Here is a 22,944-nt window from a genome sequence, read left to right as displayed (position 1 = left end):
GAGGTTCTCGTGATTTCAACCAGGCTCGCCGCTACCAACGTCCTGGCCGGGTACAGCTAGTCCGCGCCCGCGCCGCCGCACACTCAGAGCGCATCCATGGGTGAGTTTCCGGGCCTTCGTCGCGGGCAAGCCCCGGAAACTCACCCATGGATGCTGGCGACGGCGGCGCGGTTGGTCTCGCCGCGCTGAGTCCTGCCGCGCTAGTTCACGTCAGCACGCCAGCGCGTGAGCCAGCCGAGGAACACAGTCACCACCGCATACGCGACAAGTACGGCGAGCCCGCCCCAGATCCCGAGCGGCTGCGCCGACTCGGGCATCGTGGGGTCCACGGTGGACATACTGTTCATGACGCTCGCACCCACAAACGCGTCGCTGGCGGCTCCGGGGAGGAACTTCGCAAGTTGCGCGCTCCAGTCCCAGAACCCCGCGGCCATGCGCAGCACGGGTTCCACAAACTGTGTGAAGACGAGGGTGAGCACGATCGCGAAGGCCTGGTTTCGCACAAGCAGTCCGACACCGAAGCCGATGACCGCCCAAATCGCGATCGCGCCCAGGATCCGGGCGATGAGCGCCCAGACCGCGGGATCGGCAAGCGCCGCATCGCCGCCCGTGGCCGCGAAGATTGCGCCGCCGGCTGAGACTGCCCCGACGACGCCCGCGAGCCCGAGGACGAGCCCCATGATGAGCAGCACAATCACCTTGCTGCCGAGCACGATTTCGCGACGCGGCTCGAGGGTGAAGGTCAGGGCGAGGGTGCGATGCCGGATCTCGCCGGTCGCCATGAGCGCGCCGAACAGGAGTGGGATCACGTAGCCAAACGTCGATACCGAGGAGTACACGAGTCCCGCGGCCTCTTGTGCGGGAAGTTCGATGCCGCCCATCTCAGTGGCGAGCGTGCCAAACATGAAGGCAAATACCGCGGCCATCATCGCGGAATACCCGGCGAGGACGATCGCGAGAATCCACCAGAGTTTGGTGGACCGGACCTTCCGCCACTCGGCGGAGATGCTGCGGCTCAGGCGGCTCATGCGTGGGCTCCCTCGTGCGGTGTGCGCGCGCTGGGCGGCTCGGGCGGTGACCCGGTGGTCGCGCCGTTCGCGCTGCCGTCGATGAGGTCCAAGAAGCTTTGTTCGAGCTGCCCGGCTTCGATGCTGAGATGGCTGAGCGGGATCGCGGCGTCGAAGGCTACGCGCCCCACTGTCGCGGGATCCAGGCCGGTGACGCGCATTGTGTCGCCGCGCGTGCCGCGCACCTGCGCTCCGGCGGCCTCCAGCGCGCGGCCGAGCCCTGCCTGATCGCCGGCCGAGACGAGCACGGTCTCCTCGCCTGCGCCGCGCTGGAGCTGTTCGAGCGTGCCCGCGAACGCGAGTTCGCCGCGCCGGATCACCACGACGTCATCCACTGACTGCTGTACCTCGCTCAGGAGGTGAGAGGACAGCAGCACAGTCTTGCCCGTGCTCGCGAGGTGGCGGAGCAGCACCCGGATCCAGCGGATTCCTTCGGGGTCGAGTCCGTTAATGGGCTCGTCAAGTAGGATCACGTCCGGGTCTCCCAGCAGGGCCGCACCGAGTGCGAGTCGCTGGCGCATGCCGAGCGAGTAGCCGCCGGTTTTCCGATCCGCCGCGTCGCTGAGACCCACGAGCTCCAGCACCTCAGCGCAGCGTTCTTCGGGGACCCCGATGGCCCGGCGCGCAATATCGAGGTGTGCCCGGCCCGTGTGCGCGGGGTGGAAATCTGCGGAGAGCGAGGCTCCCACGGTGAGTGCGGGGCGTTCAAGCTCTGCGTAGGGCACCCCGCCGATCGTGGCGGTGCCGCTGTCTGGCCGCACGAGCCCGAGGATCATCGCGAGGGTGGTGGTCTTGCCGGAGCCGTTCGGGCCCAGGAATCCGGTGACTCGACCGGGAGCTGCGGTAAAGGTCACATCGCTGACCGCGCGCACGGAGCCAAAGGTCTTGGTGAGGCCCGTAACGCTGACGGGGTGGTTCATAGGCCGTCCCTTCGCGTGGATCGTGCTGGTCCTTCCATGCTAGCGAGGCCCGCAGGCCGCGGAAACCCCGCGGCCTGAGGGCCTCGCCCGGTGGAGCAGCCGAGCCCTAGTGGCCGCCGCCCGTGTAGGGGCCGGTCACGGCGAGGCGCTCGAGGTGCGCGGCGAGCGCAAAGCGCGGATCCACATTCGCGTCCTCGCCCGCGACGAGCTGCGCGGCCCACTCGCCCACCTTCGGTGCGAACTTGAAGCCGTGGCCCGACAGTCCGGTCAGGGTCACGATCCGGCCGCTCGCGCTGCGATCGATCACGGGCAGGCGGTCCGGCGTGTAGGCGCAGTGGTGCACGCTCTCGCGGACAGGCTCCGGGTTGATCCCCTCGAACAGCTCCGCGGCGCGCTGGCCGATCCGGATCAGCTCCTCGCGGGTGTGGTGCGTCGGAACCTCCGACACGTCCCGGAATACCGGCCACTCGGGGTTCGTGCACGCTTTGAACGCGTAGCCGTCGAGGCTCGGGGCGCCGAAGAAGTGGACAGAACCGGCGTCGCGGAGGAACGCGGGGAAGCGCTCGGGTACGAACAGCTCGGGGCGCTTCGGCATAAACCAGGTGAGGCCGAGCACCTGCAGGCGCAGCAGGTCATCGAGCTCGGGGGAGAGACGCGTTGACCAGGATCCGGAGGCGACCACGACGGTGCGCGCGAGCCAGGCTCCCTGGGTAGTGCGCACCACGACGCCGTTTGGACGCTCTTCGATGTCGATCACGGGGGTGTTGAAGAACAGCTGGGCCCCGTTCGCCTCGGCGAGATCCAGTGCGCTCATGATCGCGACCTCGGGGCGCAGCCCGCCGCCGTGTGCGTCGAGCAACCCGACGTCCCCGTCTTGCACCCGGTGCTGTGGGAACTCGGCGCGCAGCTCCTCGGTGCTGAGCATCCGGTGCTCGAGATCGAACTCGCGCACGGTCCCCTGCGCCGTAATGAGATCAGGGAAGCCCTCCGGGGCGATGCTGAGCGCGCCCACCTCGAGGTAGATGTCTCGGCCCGATTCGCGCTCGAGTTCGCGCCACAGCTCGCGGGAGCGCTGGATCATAGGGACGTAGGTGCCGCCCTCGTGTACGGCGGTGCGGAACACGCGGGACTCACCGGCGTAGGAGCCGTGCGAGTGCACCCGCCCGAACTGTTCGATGCCGACGACCGAGAGGCCCTCGCGTTTGCTGAGCTGCCAGAGTGCCATCGAGCCGACGGCACCGGCACCAATGACCACTACGTCGGTCTGCTGCAGTTCCATGTTGTCCTCTTTCAGTACGGGGCGGTGCCGGATCGCGGATCCGGCGGAGCGTTGAGTGAGGGCCGCGGGCCCGGTCCTGCTAGGCGAGGGCGGGTGTCTCCCACAGGTTGAGCTTCGTGCCGATGCCGTCGCGCACCGCGTTGCGGTACACCTGGGTGGCCCAGGCCACGTCTTCGACGGGCATCCCGCCGACGGAGTAGATGAACACCTCGTCTTCGTGCTGTCGGCCGGGGGTCTTGCCCTGGATGATCTCACCGATGTCTTCGAACTGCTCGGGGGTCATGCGGCCGTCGCGCACACGGTCCACGAGGTGCATGCCCCAGATCCCGACAGTTTCGTGTGCGGGGGCGGGCAGTTCCTCGGCCCATGCCTCGTAGATGCGGCGGGCGTCGGCGACGTGGCGGGAGCGCACAGTGAGCGACTCATCGAGAGCGAGGTGGGCGGAGCAGCAGATGAAGGCACCGGGCTTCACCCACTCGTCGGCGATGTGCGGATAGTGTTCAGAGCCCGACTCGCTTGGCACGGCGACGCTCACGATGTCCGAGTCGCGCACTGCAGCTTCCATGTCGGCAACCTGCGTGATCGTGGTGATCTGTGGGAAGCGCTCCCGGGCCCACGCGATGAACGTGTCGACGCTCGCCTGCCCGCGGCCCGCCACCTTGACGGTGTCGATCCCGGGGCGCACCGCAAGGAAGGACTCGAGCGAAGTGCGGTTCATTGGACCGGGGCCCACGATGCCGACGACGCGGGCGTCTTCGCGGGCGAGGTAGCGGGCACCGACGCCCGGGATCGCGCCGGTGCGGTAGGCGCTGAGCAGGTTCGCGGACATGATCGCGAGCGGGGCCCCGGTGTCCTTGTCGTTCAGGGTGAACATGAGGATCGAGCGGGGGAGGCCCCGCTGCTTGTTCGCCACGTTCGAGCCGTACCACTTGCACCCGGCCATTTGGTAGTCACCGCCCAGGTACGCGGGCATCGCCATGAACCGGCGATCGGGGCCGTCCGTGGGCATGCCGGGGAACGTTTCTTCCGCGGGGAAGTAGATCTGCGCGCCGTGCGAGTTATTCTCGGTGCCGGCCATCCGGTAGTCCCCGGCGGCGAACAGGGCGAGCATGTCGGTCATCGTGTCGACGCAGGCGGCCATGTCGGTCACGCCCGCGCGGATCATGTCGGGCTCGCTGAGGTACAGGAAGTCGATCTGGGTGTCGGTCACGGCGATGTGTCTCTTTCACTTGGCGGCCGGGCAGCTGCGCCCGACGCGGGCCCGGCAGTGGGCGTCGCGAATAGCGCCAGCCTAAAACTATCCATTTGGATAGTCAAGCGCGTGAAGAGTCCGTGCGCCCGCTGCACAGGGGCGCGCGCACTGAGTACAGGCGCGTGCGCTAGTTCGTTGGTACCGCCGCGGCGACGAGCTCCCGCATCCTGCGCACGGCGGGAGCGACGTCCTCGGGGAGTACAAGCTGTTTGAACACGATCCCGTCAAGGGTGAACCAGATCAGCTCGGTGAGCGCGGCGTCGTCGACGCCCAATCGTGTGAGCTGGCGGGCGATCGCGTCGCGGTAGGAGCGATAGTGCAGTTCGGCGAGCGGTCGCAGCTCGGGTCGCCGCCGGGACTCGAGCAATAGCTCATACTGGAACGACTGAATGCTGGCCTCGCGCTCGGCGAGCGACTCGATCCCGCCCGCGAACTCCTCCGGCGTCAACGCCTCGGAGAGCATGTTCGAATCGCGCAGGCTCGTGTGAATGGCGTACTCCATCGCCTCTGCGATGAGCTGATCTCGCGTGCCGAAGTGGTGCCGCACGAGCCCGTGGGACACCCCGGCCTCCGCCGCCACAGCGCGATAGGTGAGTGCCCGGAGCCCGCCCTGTGCGACGACGACGACGGTGGCTCGGAGCAGGGCTGAGCGCCCGGACACGTCATTCATGTGTCCGAGCGTACGCGACGACGCGGCCCGCGTGCGCGGCAGCCGTGGCTGTGCCCGTCGGTGAGCCCGCACCACGATGTCCGATTTCCGCGCGCGGCTGCCAGCTCTGACCGCGAGAATGGAGGCGTGAACCCACCTGACGCCGCCCTCCCAATTAGCCGTGACGCGTGCTACCGCGCCATTGCGGGACGAGACGCGCGCTGGGATGGTCGGGTCTACCTGGGCGTGACGAGCACGGGAATCTATTGCCGCCCATCGTGCCCCGCTCGAAAACCGAAGCCTGAGAACTGCCGCTACTTTGCGACGGCTGCCGCGTGCGTTGCCGCGGGATTCCGGGCCTGCAAGCGGTGCCGTCCCGACGCTGTCCCCGGGACGCGGGATTGGGATGCGCGGGGCGACCTCGTGGCGCGAGCCGTGCGCCGCATCCGGGACGGCGCGGTCGACACCGTCGGCGTTGCGGGCCTCGCCGATGAACTGGCGGTCAGCGAACGGCACCTGCGCCGAATACTGCTCGACGGGCTCGGCGCGAGCCCTCTGCAGCTCGCCCGCACGCGCCGCGCCCACGCCGCCCGCGCACTGATCGAACAGACAACGCTGCCGCTCGCCGATGTGGCGTTCGCTGCCGGCTTCGGGAGCGTGCGGCAATTCGGAGACACCATGCGCGAGGAGTTTGGTGTTGCACCCTCGGCGCTTCCGCGGCGCGCGGCAGACAGCGGTGGTGCCGGTACCCTCAGCGTTGACACCTCGAAGGCTGATGTTCCGGTATCTGACGAACGGCCCCGGCTGGCCCTGCGTCTGCGCACGCGCGCCCCGTTCGACCCCGCGGCGACGCGTGCCTTCCTCGCCGCGCACGCGATCCCGGGCCGCGACGGGGTGGGTCCGGGCGCAGAGACCGCGCACGCCGTCGACGTTCCAGGCGGCACCGCAACGGTGCGGATCAACTGGGACGCGGTGCCTGCCGTGGCGGCGCAGGGCGGCTCAGAATCCGTGGATGTTCCGGTGGTGCTGATACTGCCAAGCCTCGCCGACACGATGCCCGCGATCTACACCGTGCGCCGCATGCTCGACCTTGACGCGGATCCTCGGCAAGTTTCGGATGCGCTCAGCGGTGACCCGCTGCTCGCGCCCCTGCTCGCGCAGCGGCCCGGCCTGCGCCTGCCCGCCGCGCGCGACCCGCACGAGTTCGCCCTCGCGACCGTGCTCGGACAGCAAGTTTCCCTCGCCGCCGCGCGCACCCTGCAGGGCCGCCTTGTCGCCGCGTTCGCGACGCCAGCCTCGGATGCGAGTGCCGCTGCCGGATCCGGCATCTCGGATTTTGTCTCGCGCGTTGACGTGAGCCGCGTCGCCGCACACACTGCCTCCGAGCTGCAGTCCACGCTGCGCATCACCGGGGCCCGGGCAGAAACGCTGCGTGCGCTCGCGGCGGCGCTCGCCGCCGGGCTCGATCTCGGACCCGGTGCTGACCGCGTGCGTGCGCGTACCGAACTCGCTGCGATCCGCGGGATCGGGCCCTGGACCGTCGAACTTGTCGCGATGCGCGCGCTCGGCGATCCCGACGCGTACCCCGCGGGAGATCTGATCCTGCGCCGCGCCCTCGGTGTTGAGAAGCCCCGAGACGCTGAACGCCTCGCCGAATCCTGGCGGCCGTTCCGCGGGTACGCGACACAACACCTCTGGGCCGATTTCCTCGCGGCCGCCGCACGAAAGGACACCCCGTGAACCTCGCACCTCGATCCGGCGCAACCGCCCCGCTCGCGCACGTCACCGTCGATATTGTTGGCCACCCGTTCCGGGCGATCTGGACCCCGGAAGACGGGGCGCTGCGCGCGGGCGGCTTCGCAACGCCAGGCGACCCCGACGCGGACAGCCTCCTCACCCGCCTCGCGGCCCTCGATCCGGCGCTCGCTGCGCGCGGGATCGCGTCAGAGGAGACACCTTCGGGCCCGATCCCCGACGCGCTCCGGGCGTACGCGTCGGGGGAGCTGTCCGCTGTGGACACAATTCCGGTCGCCCAGCCCGAGACGCCGTTCCGGGGCGAGGTGTGGCGCGCGCTCCGCACGGTTCCGGCCGGTCGGGCGGTCACGTACACGGAGCTCGCAGGGCTGGCTGGCCGCCCGAGCGCGGTGCGTGCCGCCGCCTCCGGATGCGCAAACAACCTGGTTGCCCTCGTGGTCCCCTGCCATCGGATCGTCCGCGCTGACGGCGGGCTGGGCGGGTACCTCTTTGGCGTCGAGGTCAAGGAACGGTTGCTCCAGCACGAGGGTGCCCTCCTGGGCTGATTCCGCGCGGGGAAACCCCCACCTTCACCCGCTACGGTTGAACGCATGTCACCCCGCACCCTGTTTCGCACTTTCGCATTCGCTGAACTTGTCACCTGGGCGGGGTTGATTACGGCGTTGATCCTGCGCGGCACCGGGGTGACGGATGCGCTCGTGCGTCCCGCCGGTGGCGTGCACGGTTTCGTGTTTCTCTCCTACGCGGTCATCACGGTGTTCGTCTGGGTGAACCAGCGCTGGAACATTGGGGCGGGCATTCTTGGCTTGATCTCGGCCGTGGTTCCGTTCGCCACGCTCCCGTTCGAGCTCGTGATGGACCGCAAGGGCAAGCTGCAGGGAGTGTGGCGGCTCGCACCGGGGCGCGATGAACCGCGCGGATTCGTGGAGCACGTGCAGGCCTGGGTGCTGCGGCACCCGTTCCTCGCGATCCTGATCCTGGTTGTGGGCGTCACGGCCGCGTTCTCGCTGCTGCTCTGGATGGGTCCGCCCGTTCCCCGCGCGTAACCCGCGCACCCTCACCCCGCGCGGGTCCTGCCTGCCTGCCTGATTGCCTGGCTTGCTTGCTTGCTTGCTTGCCTGCCTGCCTGCCTGCTTGCCACCCCTCTTCGAGCCCGCCGAGAACGCAATCTGGCACCGCGCAGGCCGAGGCAAGGTGCGTAACTGCGTTCTCGGCGAAAGGCGTGCGTGGGGGTGCGGCGTGTGGGTGCGGCGTGGGTGGCACGGGAATTTGGGGTTGGAACGACAACACCCCCGGCCAGGAGGCCGGGGGTGTTGTTCTCTGGAGGGACCGACGGGAATCGAACCCGCGTTCTCAGCTTGGGAAGCTGATGTCTTACCATTAGACGACGATCCCAGAGGCGTAACGCCGACCCAACTATAGCAGGATCGGTGCCGCTGATTCACATCGCCCGCGCGTGTTCATTCGGGGCTGCGCGGGCGATGCGATTGCGATTACTGGCAGATCGCCTTCTCGGCGACAGCCGCGGCTCGATCCTCGACGGTCCAGGGCATCTCGGGTGCCGCCCCGGCACCCGCCGAAATTGCCGCAAGCTGCTGCGCGAGACGCTTCACGAACTCGGCACCCGCGCTCGAATTGTTGAGGGACACCACCACGGAGTACCCGGAGGCAGGGTCGTGGTACGCCGCCGTCATGGTGCCCGTGATTGAGCCCGAGCGGCCGTACAGTGGACCGATCTTCTCCATACCAAACGCCCACTGGCGACCCTCGGTGTCGGGGTCCTCGGTGGGTGCACCGTTTTCGTCTCGAGCCGGGTTCTTCGTGGGCTGCACCTCGGTGGTGACTGCGCCGGCCTCGCCACCGAAGCCGCCATCCAGGTACTTCGCGTAGAAGTTGCGCAGATCCGTGACAGTGGTGACCGTGGCACCCGCGCCGGCGAGCATGGAGGGGGAGACCTCTGCGACTTCGACAGGGCCAGCATCACACACGGGAGCGCCCCCGCTCATGGGGTAGCTGAGGCCAGTCATTGTGGCGCCCGAAACCGTCGTCGCCTGCATGCTGGGGTAGTACGAGGAGTTCATCTTCGCGGGCTCAAAGACGGACGTATTGAGGAGCTCGTCGATGTCTTGGCCGGTCTCCACCTTGAGCACGCGAGCGAGGATGATGGCGTTCGTGTCGGACTGGTGGAAGTCCTTGCCCGGCCACGACTTGGGGGAGTGCGCGAGGCCCTGTGCGATGAGCTCCTGCTCCGGCCAGGGGCGTGTCGGATTGTTCGCGAAGAGATCCCCGAACGGGCCCTTGAAGTCTGCGACGCCGCTGCGCATGTCGCAGAGCTGTCGGTAGGTGATGCCCTCGATCCCGGACTGCCGGGTGAGGTCCTCGGAGATCTCGCGATCCAGGTCAACGCGTCCCTGGTCGACGAGGTCGAGGAGCAGCGCGCACATCACGGGCTGTGTGGCCTGGGCCCCTCGGATGCGGCTTGATCCGCTGACCGCGTCAGAGCCGTAGCCGCGCACGTACTCGCCGCCGTCAGTGCCCCAGACCCCAACCACAGCCTCGGATGATCCGCTGAGCGCCAGAGCGGTCGCGATCGCACTATCGATCCCGGACGCGAGCGTCCCGTCGATTGAATTTACGTCACCAGCTGCAGAGCCGATTCCGCCGCTGGTGCAGCCGGAAAGGGCCATTGCCGCGGCTGCGACAACTCCGACGACCGCGACGCGGACGCGATGAGCACGTTTCGGGATCACTCTCGACCGCCAATCTACGCGGGAAGCATATAGGACACAGAACAGGGAAAGTCTACTGGGTGTCCGTCCTGACAACATTCAGGGAGGCAGAGTGAGGCTATCCTTACTAGACTGCTGCAGTGACGATCTTTACAGATGACGTGGTGTCGGCAGTGACCGGGCACATGAACGGCGACCATACGGACGATAATCTCCTGATCGCGAAGGCGTTTGGTTATCCGGAGGCGACGGGAAGCCGCATGGTCGGTGTCACCGGTGACGGTGGCGTGTGGACGGTGTCGGATCCCGCGGGAGAACACGAACTCGCGGTGGCGTGGCCCGGTGGCGCGATTTCTGAGCGCCCGGAGATCCGGCGTCAGGTCGTCGAGCTCTACAAGGTCGCGTGCGACAAGCTGGGCTTGCCTGCTCGTGAGGAGCATGCACCCGCAGCTGACTCTGGTGCGCACGCGCACGGAGATCACCACGGCCACGGGAACCCGCACGCTGGCGGCCACCCGCACGCTGGCGGCCACCCGCACGGTGCCGGTGCGGAACCCTCAGACGGTCCGAAGCCGTTCTCGAGCGTGATCCGCGAGAGCTCGTGGGGCGATCACTCGGACAGCGAGGGTGCCACCTTCATGGAAGACATCATGCGTGGTGTTGGCACGAAACAGGACTACATCGACCTCGTCGCGCAGCACTACTTCATGTACGAGGCACTCGAGGTCGCCGCTGAGCAGCTCAGCGCGGATCCGGCGCTGGCCGGGTTCCACCCCGCCGGGCTGATCCGGATGCCCGCGCTTGAGGCTGACCTCGCCCACCTGCTCGGCGCGGACTGGAAGACGCAGATCGCCCCGGTCCCCGCGACGGCGGCCTACGCCGCGCGGATCCGCGAGATCGCGGCTGAGGGCTGGGCTGCGGGGATCATCGCCCACCATTACACCCGCTACCTCGGCGACCTCTCGGGCGGCCAGATGATCGCGAAGCGCGTGGCCAAGCAGCACGGCCTTGAAGCTGACGGCATCGGCTTCTACAACTTCGACGGGCTTGGCCCGCTGGGCGCGTTCAAGAACGCGTACCGCGCCGAGCTCGATGCCCTGGGTGAGCGCTTGGACGACGTCGAGCAGCAGCGCATGCTCGACGAGGTGCGCGCAGCCTACGGCTTCAACACCGCCGTGTTCGTCGACCTCGGAGTCGCGAAAGCGCGGAACGCCTAGCCTGCAACACGCACCACCGGGGGCGCGTCGGGGATCACTGATCCGCGGCGCGCCCCCGGCGCATGAACGACTATTCGGCGGCCTCGCGGCCGCGCATGAACCGCACCACGTTCGGATCAACGATCACGTCACGGGGCTGGAGCGGGCGTTGCAGGAACAGCCCGTCGAGCGAGCGAACGCGGCTGAGCGCGACGTACGTTTGGCCTGCGCTGAAAGCGCGAGGCCCCAGGTCGATCACGGCCGCGTCATAGGTGTGCCCCTGTGACTTATGCACGGTCACGGCCCACGCGAGACGAAGCGGGAACTGCTCGAACTCGGCGACAACCTCTTTCTCAAGCTTTTTCGTCTCGGCATCGTAGCGGTAGCGATAGCGCTCCCACACGGTCGGCTCGACCTCGTACTCTTCGTCGTCCACCTCGACCCAGACCGTGCCGTCAACCCGAGAAACTGTGCCGATCGTGCCGTTCACCCAGCGCCCGTCGGAGTCGTTGCGGAGGAACATCACTTGCGCCCCCGGCTTGAGCTCAAGCACCTCATCGGCAGGGTAGGTGTTTTCTCGGAACTCCCCGTTGACCTCGGCGACCGCGCGCACGGCCGTGCCGCCGATCCCGGCGAGACGTTCAGCATTGATGCGGTTCACCGTCGCGTTGGTCGTGGCCAAGGTAATGACGTCGCGCGGTGCCGGCCGCGCCCCGGCCGCGTTCAGCTCGGCGGCCTGGTCCGCCTGGACTACGCCGTGGCGCACGGCACCGAGGATCGGCTTGAAGCGGTCGTCACGCTGCCGGTGAACCTCAACCAGCTCGATGGTGCTGAGTTCGGTGGTGGCCCACACGTTGGCGTCAAAGAACCAGAGAGAACGGTAGGTGTCGGCGAAGTAGGCGCGCTCGTGCGGATCCCGCGGTGGCACCGGGGGGAGCTGGTACGGATCGCCAAACATGATGATCTGCGCGCCTCCGAACGGATCGTGGCGCTTGCCGCGCGCCTGCCGCAGCGAGCGGTCGATCGCGTCCATCAGGTCCGCAGACACCATCGAGATCTCGTCGATGACGAGGGTGTCGATCGAGGCGAGCATCTTCTTGAGTTCCGCGGGCTGATCAAGCTCCTGATCGGCGATCACCCCGGTGGGAAGTCGGAGGAGCGAGTGGATCGTCTGCCCGCCAACGTTGAGCGCCGCGACGCCGGTCGGGGCGCAGACGGCGATGATCTTGCTCGTGTTCCACGCGAGGTGGTTCAGGATCGTTGACTTGCCGGTGCCCGCGCGGCCTGTGACAAAGATGTGTTCCCGAGTGTGCTCGATCCGTTCGTACACGGAGAGCTGTTCGGGGGAGAGTGGGGGCCGAGACACCTCACTAGAGTACTGTGCCCCGGCGGGCGCGCTGGTCGCGCTCGCCGGGGCGGGGGAAGCGCGGAATTACTGTGCCCGGCGGAGTACCCGAGCGACGACCGCGGTCGTTCCTCCCAGAAGAGCGAGCGCGGCAGCCGCGACCCCTGCCAGAGCCGGAATGTCGGCTCCGGTTACGGCGAGCTGTTCGGGAGCTTTCGCTCCGCCCGCTGTGGTGGCCGGCTTCGACGGGGAGCGGGGGTCGCCCTGCGGAACGGCGGGCTCCTCGGTGCTCGTTCCGGGATCGGTGGTGCCGGGGCCAGTTGTTCCCGGGTCAGTTGTTCCCGGGTCGGTCGTTCCGGGATCCGTTGTGCCGGGGTCTGTCGGTTCCGGTTCCGGTTCGGGATCCGTCGTCACGGTGCCGGGTTCGGTGTGGGTGGTGGGGGTGTGGATGATGTCGACGTAGACGTCTGGCTGGGCTGTGTCGGGCACGATCCGGTAGGTGAACTCTTCGGCGGTGAGCACGGTAATGGGGACAACGCGGGTGAAGAGCGTGGTGCCGGTGGCGTCTTTGGCGACGAGGGTGCGGGTGGTGCCGTCGGGGGAGACCTCCCAGTCGCCCTGCATTTTCGGGGTGTCGTCGAGGTTGTACATGGTGAAGGTGCCGTCGGTGTTGTAGTAGGCCCAGCCGACGAAGTTTCTGACGGCGGGGTCGTCGAGGGCGACGGGTGCGCCGTTCTGGTCGACGGCACCTGTGGTTTCCCACGCGGTCGACGCGAGCAGCTGGGAGTAGTCCACGGTGCCGGGTTCGGTGTGGGTGGTGGGGGTGTGGATGATGTCGACGTAGACGTCTGGCTGGGCTGTGTCGGGCACGATCCGGTAGGTGAACTCTTCGGCGGTGAGCACGGTAATGGGGACAACGCGGGTGAAGAGCGTGGTGCCGGTGGCGTCTTTGGCGACGAGGGTGCGGGTGGTGCCGTCGGGGGAGACCTCCCAGTCGCCCTGCATTTTGGGGGTGTCGTCGAGGTTGTACATGGTGAAGGTGCCGTCGGTGTTGTAGTAGGCCCAGCCGACGAAGTTTCTGACGGCGGGGTCGTCGAGGGCGACGGGTGCGCCGTTCTGGTCGACGGCACCTGTGGTTTCCCACGCGGTCGACGCGAGCAGCTGGGCGGGGGCGGCCGAGACAGATGCGATGTCCGTGGCGGTGACCGGTTGAGGGCCCGGATCCGCCGCAAACGCAGCGCTCACGGGGAACACGCAGAGGGCGGCAGCGAACGCGGCGGAGCTCAGTACAGCGCGCCGGGACCGGTGGTGCCGGGTCTTATCGACGATCGGAGCAGGGGAGAAGTATGACGGGGCGTGAGCGGGCATGTGCGTCCTTGAGCGTGAGCGGGCTGTGGGGTGGGGCTCCAATGAGCCACCACTTCCAGGCTAGAAACGCGGGACGGCGAGCGGATCAATCGATCGGTTGAACCTCGGCGGGAGTGGGGCCGCTGGGGCGGCTGATGCGAACCAGCCCGCGATGGACCGCCGCGGCCACGGCTGCTTGCCTGTTCTCCGCGCCCAATTTGGTGAATGTGTGGTGCAGGTGCGTCTTCACTGTGGCCTCGCTGACGGTGAGGTGCCGCGCCACCTCACGGTTGGAAAGCCCCGCGGCGACGAGCTCAAGAACCTCGAGTTCGCGGGCGGTGAGCGTCTCATCAGGGTGCGCTGATCGGCGCTCGAGTCGCTGCGTGATGTTGCCCCCGGCAGACTCTCGTGCTGCGGACCGAATTGCCTGAAACACGGTGTCGGGCCGGCTGTCTTTCACGAGGTACCCGCAGGCGCCCGCGTCGGCGGCCCGGACCACGTCGGCGTCGGAGTCGAACGCGGTAAACACGATCACCTGTGGCGCGTGCGCTGAGCGGCGGAGGGCGCGGGTGACGTCGATACCTGAGGGGGATCCGGCTCCGAGGTCAAGATCCACGAGCGCGACATCGAACTCCGTTGCCGCAGCGGTGCGCAGCGCTTCTGAGAGCGACCCTGCTTCCGCTCCCACGGTGAAGTCGGGCTGCGTCTCCAATAGCGCGCGCATCCCGTGACGCAGCACGGGATGATCGTCAACGAGCATGATCCGGATCATTCTTCGATTCCCTTCTCTGTGCGGTCGGGCGTTCCTGGGCCGGTGCCCGTGGAGTGACCCAGCGGCACACTGACAGCGACGACCGTGCCGCTCCCCGGATGAGACTCGACCGCGAGCGTGCCGCCGAGATTCTGGGCCCGCCAGGTCATTGCGCGGATTCCGAACCCTGTATCGGGGGAGGAACTGTGCTGCTGGGGAACCGGGAAACCTGATCCGTTATCCGCGATATCGACTCGCAGCGCATCCGGGACGAAAGAGAGGGTGACTCGGCGCGCGGTGGCATTCGCGTGTTTGCTCGCGTTGACCAGGGCTTCACGAGTGATCCGCTGGAGCGCGTGCACGGTTGCATCGGGTACGGTGCGCTCCGCACCAGTTCGGGTGAACGACGCCCCCGCCGCAGTCGCCTCCGCGCGGAGTGCTGCCTCGAGTGTGGTTCCCGTGGTCTGCGGATCCGCGAGCCCGTGTACCAGCCGTCGGGTCTCGGTGAGCGTCTCGCGCATGGCTTCCCCGGCCTCGGCGGTGGCCTCACGTGCGGCCTCCGCGGAGCCGCGATACTGTGCGGTCTCGAGCAGGAGGAGCGCGCTCGCGGTGCGTTGCACGACAGTGTCATGGAGCTCGCTGGCGACACGGTTGCGCTCGGCCAGTGCGCCGGCTTCGCGTTCGGACTGTGAGAGTTGCTCTCGGGCCCGCGTGAGTTCGGTGATGACCGCACGGTGCGCGGCGAGTGCCCGGGTGAGGCTTGCGAAAGCGTAGGAGAGGACGATCCCGCCGAAGAACGGCCCGAGCACGAGGCCAAGGTCCTGGCCGCCGGACATGATCCAGAGCCCCACGCTGACCGCAAGCACCACGACGGCGGAGACGGCGACCGCGGCACGGACCGGCAATACTCGGTACATCGCGAAGACGAGCGCAAACGCGCACCACCCGAACGACGGGGCGAGGACCGTGAGCGGGATCCACAGCGCCGCCGCGATGAGGATCCCGGCGCGGTGCCAGGAGAATGCGGTGGTCGACGGGGATTTCTGGAGGACCGCGAGTGTCGCCGCGAGGTAGCTTGCGCCGGCACCCACGGCGAGCGCCAGCACGGTCACACCGCCGCCCGTGAGCGGGTGAAACGCGAAGTAGCGCATGCCGCACACAACGAGCAGAACCAGGAACCCCGTGTCCACGATCCTGTCGAGCGCTGGGGTGCGTTCAGGGGCCGCGAGTGAGGAGCGGGTCACCGGAGGCGTCCTAGCGTGCGGGCGTCACCGGTTCGGCGCGAACCGGGAGGAGTAAGAGGAGCCCCACAATCAGGACGAGCGCGATCCCGAGAATGCCGAAGATCGCGGTTCCTCCCAGGGTCACCGCGAGGGTGAACGCCGCGGGAGCGAGGAAGGAAACGGCGCGTCCGGTGGTGGCGTAGAGGCCGAAGATCTCGCCCTCGCGGCCCGCCGGGATGAGGCGTGCGAGGAAGCTGCGACTCGCGGACTGCACCGGCCCGACGAAGATGCACAGCAGCAGGCCAAAGACCCAGAACACCCAGGTGCCGAGAGGAGCGAGGATGAACACGAGCAGTGCGGAGAGGATCATGCAGGCGATCGACCAGACCATGATCGGTTTGGCTCCGATGCGATCTTCCGCAAAGCCAGCGGTGATGGTGGCGAGCCCGGCGACCACGTTCGCGGCGATCGCGAAGATGATCACGGTCGTGGCGTCGAAGCCGAAGCTGCGAGCGGCGATGACGCCGCCAAACGTGAAGACGCCGGCGAGGCCGTCGCGGAACACTGCGCTTGCGAGCAGGAAAAACAACGTCTGCCGTGCCGTGCGCCACAGATCCGCGATTGTGCGGAACAGCGTGCCGTAGGCGGTGAGGACACCGCGCAGACCGGGTTTGTGTGTCGGATCGACGCCGATCTCGGGAACCGCGAAGAACACGGGGATCGCGCTGATCCCGAACCACGCGGCTGCGACGATCATCGCGACCCGCACGTTCCAGCCGCCCTCGTGGGTCACGCCGAACCACCCTGGATCCGGGAAGATGAAACCGACGAGCAGGATCGCGAGCAGGACGATGCCGCCGAGGTAGCCCATGCCCCAGCCGAAGCCAGAGACGCGGCCCACGTTTGCGTTCGTGGAAACCTGGCTCAGCATCGCGTTGTAGCTGACGCTCGCGAACTCGAACGCGACGTTGCCAATGGCCAGGAGCACAAGTCCGAGCATGAGGTAGCTCGGCTCCGGGGCCACGAGTGCGAGTAATGCGGTGCAGCCGACGACGACAGCGGTGGTGATCCCGAGCCACAACTTGCGTCGGCCCGCTGCGTCGGTGAGCTGCCCGGTGATGGGTGCGAGAAGAGCGACCACGATTCCCGCGATGAGAAGGGCTGTCCCGAGCTGCGCGGTGACCTCGGCTTCGGGGCCGAACGCGGGCTGCGTGATGTACACGCCGAACACGAATGTGGTGACGACGGCTTGGAACGCGGCGGATCCCCAGTCCCACAGTGACCAGGCGAGGATCCGGCCCTTGCCCGCCGGTGCCTGAAGGTCGGTCGTGGGGGCACCCGGCGCGGGGGTGATGGGAGTCGAGGCGGGGAGGTCGCTCATATTGCACACAGTAGTCGGTGCGGAAGACTTGGGGGTGAACTGGGCAAATCCTGAAAGTTGAGTGAGATTGACTCAAGTTTGCGGATTTCAACTTGACTCATGCTGAGCGGTCGGTAAACTTGAGTGCATAAGGCTCAAGGTCGGATGGCGACCCTGGGCCGACTCAGACCCGGGTGTCCGCGAATGTGCGGCACCTGACTCACCAACACGAAGGAGCGCACATGTCACGTGCAGTCGGTATCGACCTCGGCACCACGAACTCGGTGGTTGCTGTTCTTGAAGGCGGAGAGCCCACCGTCATCGCCAACGCGGAAGGCTTCCGCACCACCCCCTCGATCGTTGCCTTCACGAAGGATGGCGAGGTGCTCGTCGGCGAGACCGCCAAGCGCCAGGCCGTCACCAACGTTGATCGTACGATCGCATCCGTCAAGCGCCACATGGGCACGGACTGGAAGAGCGATGACGTCGACGGCAAGCGGTACACCGCGCAGGAGATCAGCGCGCGTACGCTCATGAAGCTGAAGCGCGACGCGGAGACCTACCTCGGCGACAAGGTCACCGACGCGGTCATCACCGTCCCCGCATACTTCAACGACGCTGAGCGTCAGGCCACAAAGGAAGCCGGCGAGATCGCTGGCCTCAACGTGCTCCGCATTATCAACGAGCCCACCGCGGCGGCGCTTGCATACGGCCTCGACAAGGGCAAGGAAGACGAGCTCATCCTGGTCTTCGACCTCGGTGGCGGCACCTTCGATGTGTCCCTCCTCGAGGTGGGCAAGGACGATGACTTCTCGACGATCCAGGTCCGCGCGACCTCCGGTGACAACCGCCTCGGCGGCGACGACTGGGATCAGCGCGTCGTTGACTACCTGGCGACGCAGTTCAAGAACTCAACCGGCGTTGACGTCTCAGGCGACAAGATCGCCCTGCAGCGCCTGAAGGAAGCCGCTGAGCAGGCCAAGAAAGAGCTCTCGAACTCGATGAGCACCCAGGTCCAGCTGCCCTACCTCTCCCTCACGGAGAACGGCCCGGCGAACCTTGACGAGACGCTGACCCGCGCCAAGTTCGAGGAGCTGACCAAGGATCTGCTCGAGCGCACCCGCAAGCCGTTCCAGGACGTTATTGCTGAGGCCGGCGTCAAGGTTGGCGACATCGCGCACGTCGTGCTCGTTGGCGGATCGACCCGTATGCCCGCCGTGACCGAGCTCGTCAAGCAGCTCACCGGCGGCCGCGAGCCGAACAAGGGTGTCAACCCGGACGAGGTCGTCGCCGTCGGCGCCGCACTCCAGGCCGGTGTGCTGAAGGGTGAGCGCAAGGACGTTCTGCTCATCGACGTCACCCCCCTCTCGCTCGGCATCGAGACGAAGGGCGGGATCATGACGAAGCTCATCGAGCGCAACACCGCGATCCCGACCAAGCGCTCGGAGACCTTCACCACTGCAGAAGATAGCCAGCCGTCTGTGGCGATCCAGGTGTTCCAGGGCGAGCGTGAGTTCACCCGCGACAACAAGAACCTGGGAACGTTCGAGCTGACCGGAATTGCCCCGGCCCCCCGTGGGATCCCGCAGATCGAGGTCACCTTCGACATCGATGCCAATGGCATCGTGCAGGTGTCCGCAAAGGATAAGGGCACCGGCAAGGAGCAGACGATCACCATCTCCGGTGGCTCGACGCTCTCGAAGGACGATATCGAGCGCATGGTGCGCGAGGCCGAGGAGCACGCAGCCGAGGACAAGCAGCGCCGTGAGGCCGCTGAGCAGCGCAACAACGCTGAGCAGCTCGCCTACTCGGTGGAGAAGCTGATCTCCGAGAATGAGGACAAGCTGCCCGAGGACGTCAAGACTGAGGTGCAGGGCGATCTCGACGCACTGAAGCAGGCGCTTGCGGGCGATGACGAGGCCGCTGTGAAGAGCGCCTCCGAGAAGCTGAGCGAAAGCCAGAGCAAGTTGGGCGAGGCGATCTACGCCGCAGCCCAGGCCGAGCAGCCCGCTGCTGACACCGCAGAGTCCGCAAACGATGACGACGTGGTGGACGCCGAGGTTGTTGAGGACGACGAGGCGGAGAACGCCGGGGAGCAGAAGTAACCATGATGAACGAGGAACAGCGCACACCGGGCTCGGGCGACGAGCAGCACGGCAGTGAGGTTCCTGCTGCTGAGTCGGGGGCAACCGCCCCCGGCTCGGCGGGTTCCTCCGCCGAGCAGCCGGATCTCACGGTCGACGACATCCTCGGTGCCGAGCAGAACGCTGATGCCGCGGGTGCCGATGAGGCCGCCGATGCAGAGAATCCGTACCTTGAGGATCTGCGTCGACTGAGTGCCGAGTACGCGAACTACCGCAAGCGGACCGAAGCGAACGCTGTGATTGAAAAGCAGCGCGCGCTCGCGTCAGTGGTGACCCCACTGCTGTCCGTGCTTGACGACCTGGACCGTGCAGAACAGCACGGCGACCTTGTCGAGGGCACGGCCTTCGCCACGATCGGGCAGAAGCTTCGAGTCACACTGGAGCGCTTCGGGCTCGCCGGCTTCGGCGAGAAGGGCGAGCCTTTCGACCCGCAGCTGCACGAAGCGATCGCACAGGTTCCCGTGCCTGGCACGGAGCAGGACACCGTGTTGGACGTCATCGAGCGGGGGTACCGACTCGGCGAAGTCGAGCTGCGCCCCGCCAAGGTCGCTGTGGCGGTGGGGGCAGATGGCTAGTCAAGATTGGCTCGAGAAGGACTTTTACCAGACGCTCGGAGTCTCCAAAGGCGTCAGCGATGCTGAGCTGAAGAAGACGTACCGCAAACTCGCCCGCACCTATCACCCGGACTCAAACCCGGGAGATGCGGCGGCGGAGGCGAAGTTCAAGGAGATCAGCGAAGCGTACGCTGTACTCTCTGACGCGGAGCAGCGCGCGGAATACGACCAGATTCGGGCCATGGGCACGGGCAGTGCCCGCTTCACCTCGGGTGGCGGCGGTGGCCAAGGCTTTGAGGACGTATTCGGCGGAATGTTCGGCGGCGGTGCCCGCGGTGGCCAGCAGTACAGCTACCAGCAGGGCGGCGGACAGAACTTCGAGGACATCTTCGGCATGTTCGGCGGAGGGGCCCGTGGTCCCCAGCCCGGTCGCGATGTGCAGGCGTCTACGACGCTCGACTTCGAGACCGCTGTGCAGGGGAAAACCGTGACCCTGCAGGCGCCGAGCGGCAACGTGAAGGTGAAGATTCCGGCCGGGGTCTCCGACGGCCAACGCATCAAGGTGCGTGGCAAGGGCGAACCTAGCCCGAACGGTGGAGCGCCCGGCGACATCATCCTCACGGTGAGCGTGCGCAAGCACCCAGTGTTCGAGCGCGACGGCAACAACCTGCGGTTGAAGCTCCCGATCACCTTCTCGGAGGCGGCTCTGGGAGCGACCGTCGAGGTCCCGACACTGGGCGGTGACCCGGTCAAGCTGAAGGTGCAGCCGGGGACTCCGAGCGGTCGGGTGCTTCGTGTCAAGGGGCGCGGAGTGAAGACCGCGAAAGCCACGGGAGACCTGTTGGCCGAAGTTCAGGTCGTGGTGCCCTCGCACCTGTCCGCGGAGGCGAAGGAAGCCCTAGAGGCGTTCCGCGCCACCGAACCGAATGAGAACCCGCGCGAGGATCTGCTCGCGCGAGCACGCAGCTAGAGCACATGACCCGGCCGTCACTCCGGCGGCCGGGTCTGCCCGGCCCGGGGGAAGAGAGGAACTGACATCATGCCCATCCCGCAGATGGACCGTTTCACGCCCGTGTTCGCAATTGCGGCGGCCGCGGAACTCGCTGAGATGCATCCACAGACGCTCCGGCAATACGACCGTATCGGTCTCGTTTCGCCACAGCGCACGCGCGGCAACACGCGCCGGTATTCACTGCACGACGTGGCCCAGCTGCGCGAGGTCGCGCGGTTGTCCGCTGAAGGGCTCAGCCTGGAGGGGATCCGGCGCGTTATCGAACTCGAGGATCGTGTCCGCCAGCTGCAATCGCAGGTGCGCGAACTTGAACGTGCGCTCTCGGAAGAGCGCATGCAGCGCCCCGACCGCCGGGTCTTCGCCGCAGGCGCAGCCGGCGGCGAGGTCGTGACGCTCCGCAGAGGCACTCGGATGCGCCGCAATGCCGAGGTCGTCGTGTGGAAACCCTGAGCGGGGCACCGGAGCTGTTTGCTCGGCTCTCGCGTGAACCCGACTTCACCGCCGACGAACTCCTCCCCTCAGACGCCACCGACGAGCTCCTGCTCGCGACCGCCGCGGAGGAAATCCGGGGGCTTGGGCCTGGCGAACTTGTCGTGATTGGTGATCGCCACGGCGCGCTGACTCTCGGCGCAATCGAGCTCCTAGGGGCTGGTGAGGTGCGAGTTTTCCAGGATCCGCTGCTCGGAGAGCTTGCGTTGCACGCGAACGCCGCCCGGCTCGGGGTGGGCCTGGCCGACAACAGTGCAGCGGTCTTCCGCTCGCACGCGCTCGACGCATCGCTGCTGCGTGGTGCCCGGATCGTGCTCGTACAGCTGCCTCGCGGCCTCGACGCCCTCGAGGAAATCGCTTGGTCGATCGCGCAATGGGCGCACCCCGAGGTTCGCGTGTTCGCCGGGGGACGCATCAAGCACATGACCCGCGCGATGAACGACGTTCTGGGACGCCACTTCGGAGAGGTGGCTGCAGGGCTCGGCTGGCGGAAGTCACGTGTTCTGACCGCCCGAATGCCCCAACGAACCGGCGACTCGTCGTTCCCGCGGTGGGGAACCGATCCCGCGCTGGACTTCCGGGTCGCGGCGTTTGGGGCCACATTTGGTGGGCCCACGCTGGATCATGGAAGTCGTTTGCTGCTCCAAGACCTCGATTCCGCGGCTCCTGCGGCGCGCCGGATCGTGGATCTGGGGTGCGGAAACGGTGTGCTCGCGACTGCCGCCGCGCGTAGCCGCCCTGCGGCGCGGGTCATCGCCACTGATCAGTCCGCCGCCGCTGTGGCCGCGACGATCCGCACAGCCGCGGAGGCTCAGGTGCTGCGCGGGTCCGCTACGCACGGGTTGGATGTGGGAACGACGGCCCCACAACCTGGTGATGAGCCGGGTGTGTGGGTGACCCGCGCGGACGCTCTGGACGGTGTGCCGGACGGCTGGGCCGAACTGATATTGCTGAACCCGCCGTTCCACACGGGCGCGACGGTGCACGCTGGGGTAGCTCACCGGTTGATCGGGGCATGCGCGCGGGCACTCGCCCCGGGTGGAGAGCTCCGGCTGGTGTTCAACTCACACCTGCAGTATCGCGGGTTGGTGGAGCGCGCGATCGGTCCCACGCGCCAGATCGCGCGGGACCGGACCTTTACGGTGCTGGCTGCGACGCGACGGTAGCCTCTGGGGGTGGGGTTGCATCATCGACGCCTGAGGCATCAGCGGCCGATCCTGCGGCGAGCTTTTCGCGCGCGGCGCGCGCATTGATGAAGTCGCGGGCGGTCAGCCGGTGCAACCGCTGTCCGTAGTCGTCGGCCGTGACGTCGGCGAGGAGGTGCCCGGGATCGACTCCCAGGGCAGTTGCGAGGCGCACGAGGGTTTCCACATTGGGGCTCTGCGCGCCACGCTCGATCTTGCCGATGCTGGTCCAACTCACCTCCGCGAGTTCGCCGAGGTCTTCGAGAGAGATGCCGAGGTGTTGCCGCACCTCGCGAACACGCTTGCCAATCTTCAGGGCAGCAGCAGAGTGAATCTTGGCCACAAACATAGCTTGGTCGTCCAATGTGCCGGACACCAGTCCCCGAACCACCTGGGTGCAAAAGCATCAGACTGAGTGGTGTGCGCGCGACTCGGGGGGTGAAACACGCCGTTGCGCCGGTCTGAGGCGGTTGGATAGGGCAGCAGTCAGGGGCCTGAGTCCGATGGGTCGTCGTGGGTCGTGCGAGAAGGCCGGTCATTCTGGCCGCATGCGGTGCGAGGTGTGCCGGTAGCGTGCCCGCGGGGTCTCTCTCACTTCCGCCCGCCTGTGCTTCCGGCGCGAAATTTCCTCGGAATTCTTTTCTGCTTTGTGGATCAGGGGTTCTTGTTTCGTGAAGTTGTGCCCCGC

At 67.2% G+C, this 22,944-nt stretch carries 21 protein-coding genes and 1 tRNA gene; 9 read left to right on the top strand and 13 right to left on the bottom strand.

Annotated features, from left to right (window positions below; translation table 11 throughout):
* Positions 1-200: 200 nt before the first annotated feature.
* The 5 genes from FM113_RS04210 to FM113_RS04190 form a co-directional block, all read right to left on the bottom strand.
* Positions 201-1,028, bottom strand: a complete 828-nt coding sequence (locus FM113_RS04210) for an ABC transporter permease (protein WP_087011820.1) — start codon at positions 1,026-1,028, stop codon at positions 201-203.
* Positions 1,025-1,987, bottom strand: coding sequence for an ATP-binding cassette domain-containing protein (locus tag FM113_RS04205; RefSeq protein WP_087011818.1), 963 nt, complete (start codon positions 1,985-1,987; stop codon positions 1,025-1,027). Before FM113_RS04205 ends, FM113_RS04210 begins: the two co-directional genes overlap by 4 nt.
* 106 nt (positions 1,988-2,093) lie before the next feature.
* Complete coding sequence (gene solA, locus FM113_RS04200; RefSeq protein WP_087011816.1) at positions 2,094-3,266, bottom strand: N-methyl-L-tryptophan oxidase; 1,173 nt, start codon at positions 3,264-3,266, stop codon at positions 2,094-2,096.
* A 79-nt stretch (positions 3,267-3,345) separates the two neighbouring features.
* Positions 3,346-4,476: a tyramine oxidase subunit B gene (locus tag FM113_RS04195; RefSeq protein WP_087011814.1), complete on the bottom strand. Its 1,131-nt coding sequence runs from the start codon at positions 4,474-4,476 to the stop codon at positions 3,346-3,348.
* A gap of 169 nt (positions 4,477-4,645) precedes the next feature.
* Positions 4,646-5,188 carry a TetR/AcrR family transcriptional regulator gene (locus tag FM113_RS04190; RefSeq protein ID WP_087011812.1) on the bottom strand — a complete coding sequence of 181 codons (543 nt, stop codon included), beginning with the start codon at positions 5,186-5,188 and terminating at the stop codon, positions 4,646-4,648.
* Positions 5,189-5,314: 126 nt separating this feature from the next.
* Here FM113_RS04190 and FM113_RS04185 point away from each other — a divergent pair, with 126 nt between their 5' ends.
* Genes FM113_RS04185 through FM113_RS04175 form a run of 3 tightly spaced genes read left to right on the top strand, consistent with a single transcriptional unit; the run spans position 5,315 to position 7,968 of the window.
* The gene (locus FM113_RS04185) at positions 5,315-6,907 is read left to right on the top strand and encodes a DNA-3-methyladenine glycosylase 2 family protein (protein ID WP_217895950.1); all 1,593 of its coding nucleotides are present in this window, start codon (positions 5,315-5,317) and stop codon (positions 6,905-6,907) included.
* A complete protein-coding gene (locus tag FM113_RS04180) occupies positions 6,904-7,467 on the top strand; it encodes a methylated-DNA--[protein]-cysteine S-methyltransferase (protein ID WP_087011810.1) in 564 nt (187 codons plus the stop codon). The genes FM113_RS04185 and FM113_RS04180 overlap by 4 nt, the downstream gene beginning before the upstream one ends.
* 45 nt (positions 7,468-7,512) lie before the next feature.
* On the top strand, positions 7,513-7,968 hold the full coding sequence (locus FM113_RS04175) for a DUF3817 domain-containing protein (RefSeq protein ID WP_087011808.1): 456 nt from the start codon (positions 7,513-7,515) through the stop codon (positions 7,966-7,968).
* Positions 7,969-8,243: 275 nt separating this feature from the next.
* On the opposite strand, the gene FM113_RS04170 is transcribed toward FM113_RS04175, so the two are convergent.
* Both FM113_RS04170 and FM113_RS04165 read right to left on the bottom strand, forming a co-directional pair.
* Positions 8,244-8,317: transfer RNA gene (locus FM113_RS04170), tRNA-Gly, on the bottom strand.
* Between the two features lie 98 nt (positions 8,318-8,415).
* Positions 8,416-9,672, bottom strand: a complete 1,257-nt coding sequence (locus FM113_RS04165; protein ID WP_087011806.1) for a serine hydrolase — start codon at positions 9,670-9,672, stop codon at positions 8,416-8,418.
* A gap of 119 nt (positions 9,673-9,791) precedes the next feature.
* Between FM113_RS04165 and FM113_RS18590 the strand changes: the two genes are divergently transcribed.
* Positions 9,792-10,868: a biliverdin-producing heme oxygenase gene (locus FM113_RS18590; RefSeq protein WP_369676684.1), complete on the top strand. Its 1,077-nt coding sequence runs from the start codon at positions 9,792-9,794 to the stop codon at positions 10,866-10,868.
* 70 nt (positions 10,869-10,938) lie between these two features.
* Here the strand turns inward: FM113_RS18590 and FM113_RS04155 are convergent, their stop codons facing one another.
* From FM113_RS04155 to FM113_RS04135, 5 genes are all read right to left on the bottom strand, one after another.
* Positions 10,939-12,213: an ATP-dependent RecD-like DNA helicase gene (locus FM113_RS04155; protein ID WP_087011804.1), complete on the bottom strand. Its 1,275-nt coding sequence runs from the start codon at positions 12,211-12,213 to the stop codon at positions 10,939-10,941.
* A gap of 66 nt (positions 12,214-12,279) precedes the next feature.
* On the bottom strand, positions 12,280-13,560 hold the full coding sequence (locus tag FM113_RS18270) for a DUF4822 domain-containing protein (protein ID WP_217895949.1): 1,281 nt from the start codon (positions 13,558-13,560) through the stop codon (positions 12,280-12,282).
* Between the two features lie 85 nt (positions 13,561-13,645).
* Positions 13,646-14,311: a response regulator transcription factor gene (locus FM113_RS04145; protein ID WP_087011802.1), complete on the bottom strand. Its 666-nt coding sequence runs from the start codon at positions 14,309-14,311 to the stop codon at positions 13,646-13,648.
* Positions 14,308-15,534 (bottom strand): sensor histidine kinase, encoded by a 1,227-nt coding sequence (locus FM113_RS04140; RefSeq protein ID WP_087011800.1) that lies wholly within the window; start codon positions 15,532-15,534, stop codon positions 14,308-14,310. Before FM113_RS04140 ends, FM113_RS04145 begins: the two co-directional genes overlap by 4 nt.
* A gap of 10 nt (positions 15,535-15,544) precedes the next feature.
* Entirely contained in the window at positions 15,545-16,894 is a 1,350-nt protein-coding gene (locus tag FM113_RS04135) for an MFS transporter (RefSeq protein WP_087011798.1), read from the bottom strand.
* Positions 16,895-17,115: 221 nt separating this feature from the next.
* Between FM113_RS04135 and dnaK the strand changes: the two genes are divergently transcribed.
* The 5 genes from dnaK (at position 17,116) to FM113_RS04110 (ending at position 22,238) form a co-directional block, all read left to right on the top strand.
* Positions 17,116-18,978 (top strand): molecular chaperone DnaK, encoded by a 1,863-nt coding sequence (dnaK, locus tag FM113_RS04130; protein WP_087011796.1) that lies wholly within the window; start codon positions 17,116-17,118, stop codon positions 18,976-18,978.
* 2 nt (positions 18,979-18,980) lie between these two features.
* The gene (locus tag FM113_RS04125) at positions 18,981-19,592 is read left to right on the top strand and encodes a nucleotide exchange factor GrpE (RefSeq protein ID WP_087011794.1); all 612 of its coding nucleotides are present in this window, start codon (positions 18,981-18,983) and stop codon (positions 19,590-19,592) included.
* Positions 19,585-20,541, top strand: a complete 957-nt coding sequence (locus FM113_RS04120) for a DnaJ C-terminal domain-containing protein (RefSeq protein WP_087011792.1) — start codon at positions 19,585-19,587, stop codon at positions 20,539-20,541. Before FM113_RS04125 ends, FM113_RS04120 begins: the two co-directional genes overlap by 8 nt.
* Positions 20,542-20,610: 69 nt before the next feature.
* Positions 20,611-21,033 carry a heat shock protein transcriptional repressor HspR gene (locus tag FM113_RS04115; RefSeq protein ID WP_254908863.1) on the top strand — a complete coding sequence of 141 codons (423 nt, stop codon included), beginning with the start codon at positions 20,611-20,613 and terminating at the stop codon, positions 21,031-21,033.
* Positions 21,021-22,238 (top strand): class I SAM-dependent methyltransferase, encoded by a 1,218-nt coding sequence (locus FM113_RS04110; protein ID WP_254908862.1) that lies wholly within the window; start codon positions 21,021-21,023, stop codon positions 22,236-22,238. Before FM113_RS04115 ends, FM113_RS04110 begins: the two co-directional genes overlap by 13 nt.
* On the opposite strand, the gene FM113_RS04105 is transcribed toward FM113_RS04110, so the two are convergent.
* Complete coding sequence (locus FM113_RS04105; protein WP_087011822.1) at positions 22,210-22,599, bottom strand: helix-turn-helix domain-containing protein; 390 nt, start codon at positions 22,597-22,599, stop codon at positions 22,210-22,212. The two genes, FM113_RS04110 and FM113_RS04105, sit on opposite strands and share 29 nt — an antisense overlap.
* Positions 22,600-22,944 lie beyond the last annotated feature (345 nt).

Origin of the sequence: Leucobacter sp. 7(1) (assembly GCF_900163635.1) — a bacterium.
Lineage (GTDB): Bacteria > Actinomycetota > Actinomycetes > Actinomycetales > Microbacteriaceae > Leucobacter.
This window is presented reverse-complemented; position numbering and strand designations above follow the sequence as displayed.

Coding starts and splice junctions, on each gene's coding strand:
- FM113_RS04210 (WP_087011820.1), bottom strand. CDS start 1,028: ATGAGCCGCCTGAGCCGCAGCATCTCCGCCGAGTGGCGGAAGGTCCGG.
- FM113_RS04205 (WP_087011818.1), bottom strand. CDS start 1,987: ATGAACCACCCCGTCAGCGTTACGGGCCTCACCAAGACCTTTGGCTCC.
- solA (WP_087011816.1), bottom strand. CDS start 3,266: ATGGAACTGCAGCAGACCGACGTAGTGGTCATTGGTGCCGGTGCCGTC.
- FM113_RS04190 (WP_087011812.1), bottom strand. CDS start 5,188: ATGAATGACGTGTCCGGGCGCTCAGCCCTGCTCCGAGCCACCGTCGTC.
- FM113_RS04175 (WP_087011808.1), top strand. CDS start 7,513: ATGTCACCCCGCACCCTGTTTCGCACTTTCGCATTCGCTGAACTTGTC.
- FM113_RS18270 (WP_217895949.1), bottom strand. CDS start 13,560: ATGCCCGCTCACGCCCCGTCATACTTCTCCCCTGCTCCGATCGTCGAT.
- FM113_RS04145 (WP_087011802.1), bottom strand. CDS start 14,311: ATGATCCGGATCATGCTCGTTGACGATCATCCCGTGCTGCGTCACGGG.
- FM113_RS04135 (WP_087011798.1), bottom strand. CDS start 16,894: ATGAGCGACCTCCCCGCCTCGACTCCCATCACCCCCGCGCCGGGTGCC.
- dnaK (WP_087011796.1), top strand. CDS start 17,116: ATGTCACGTGCAGTCGGTATCGACCTCGGCACCACGAACTCGGTGGTT.
- FM113_RS04125 (WP_087011794.1), top strand. CDS start 18,981: ATGATGAACGAGGAACAGCGCACACCGGGCTCGGGCGACGAGCAGCAC.
- FM113_RS04120 (WP_087011792.1), top strand. CDS start 19,585: ATGGCTAGTCAAGATTGGCTCGAGAAGGACTTTTACCAGACGCTCGGA.
- FM113_RS04115 (WP_254908863.1), top strand. CDS start 20,611: ATGCCCATCCCGCAGATGGACCGTTTCACGCCCGTGTTCGCAATTGCG.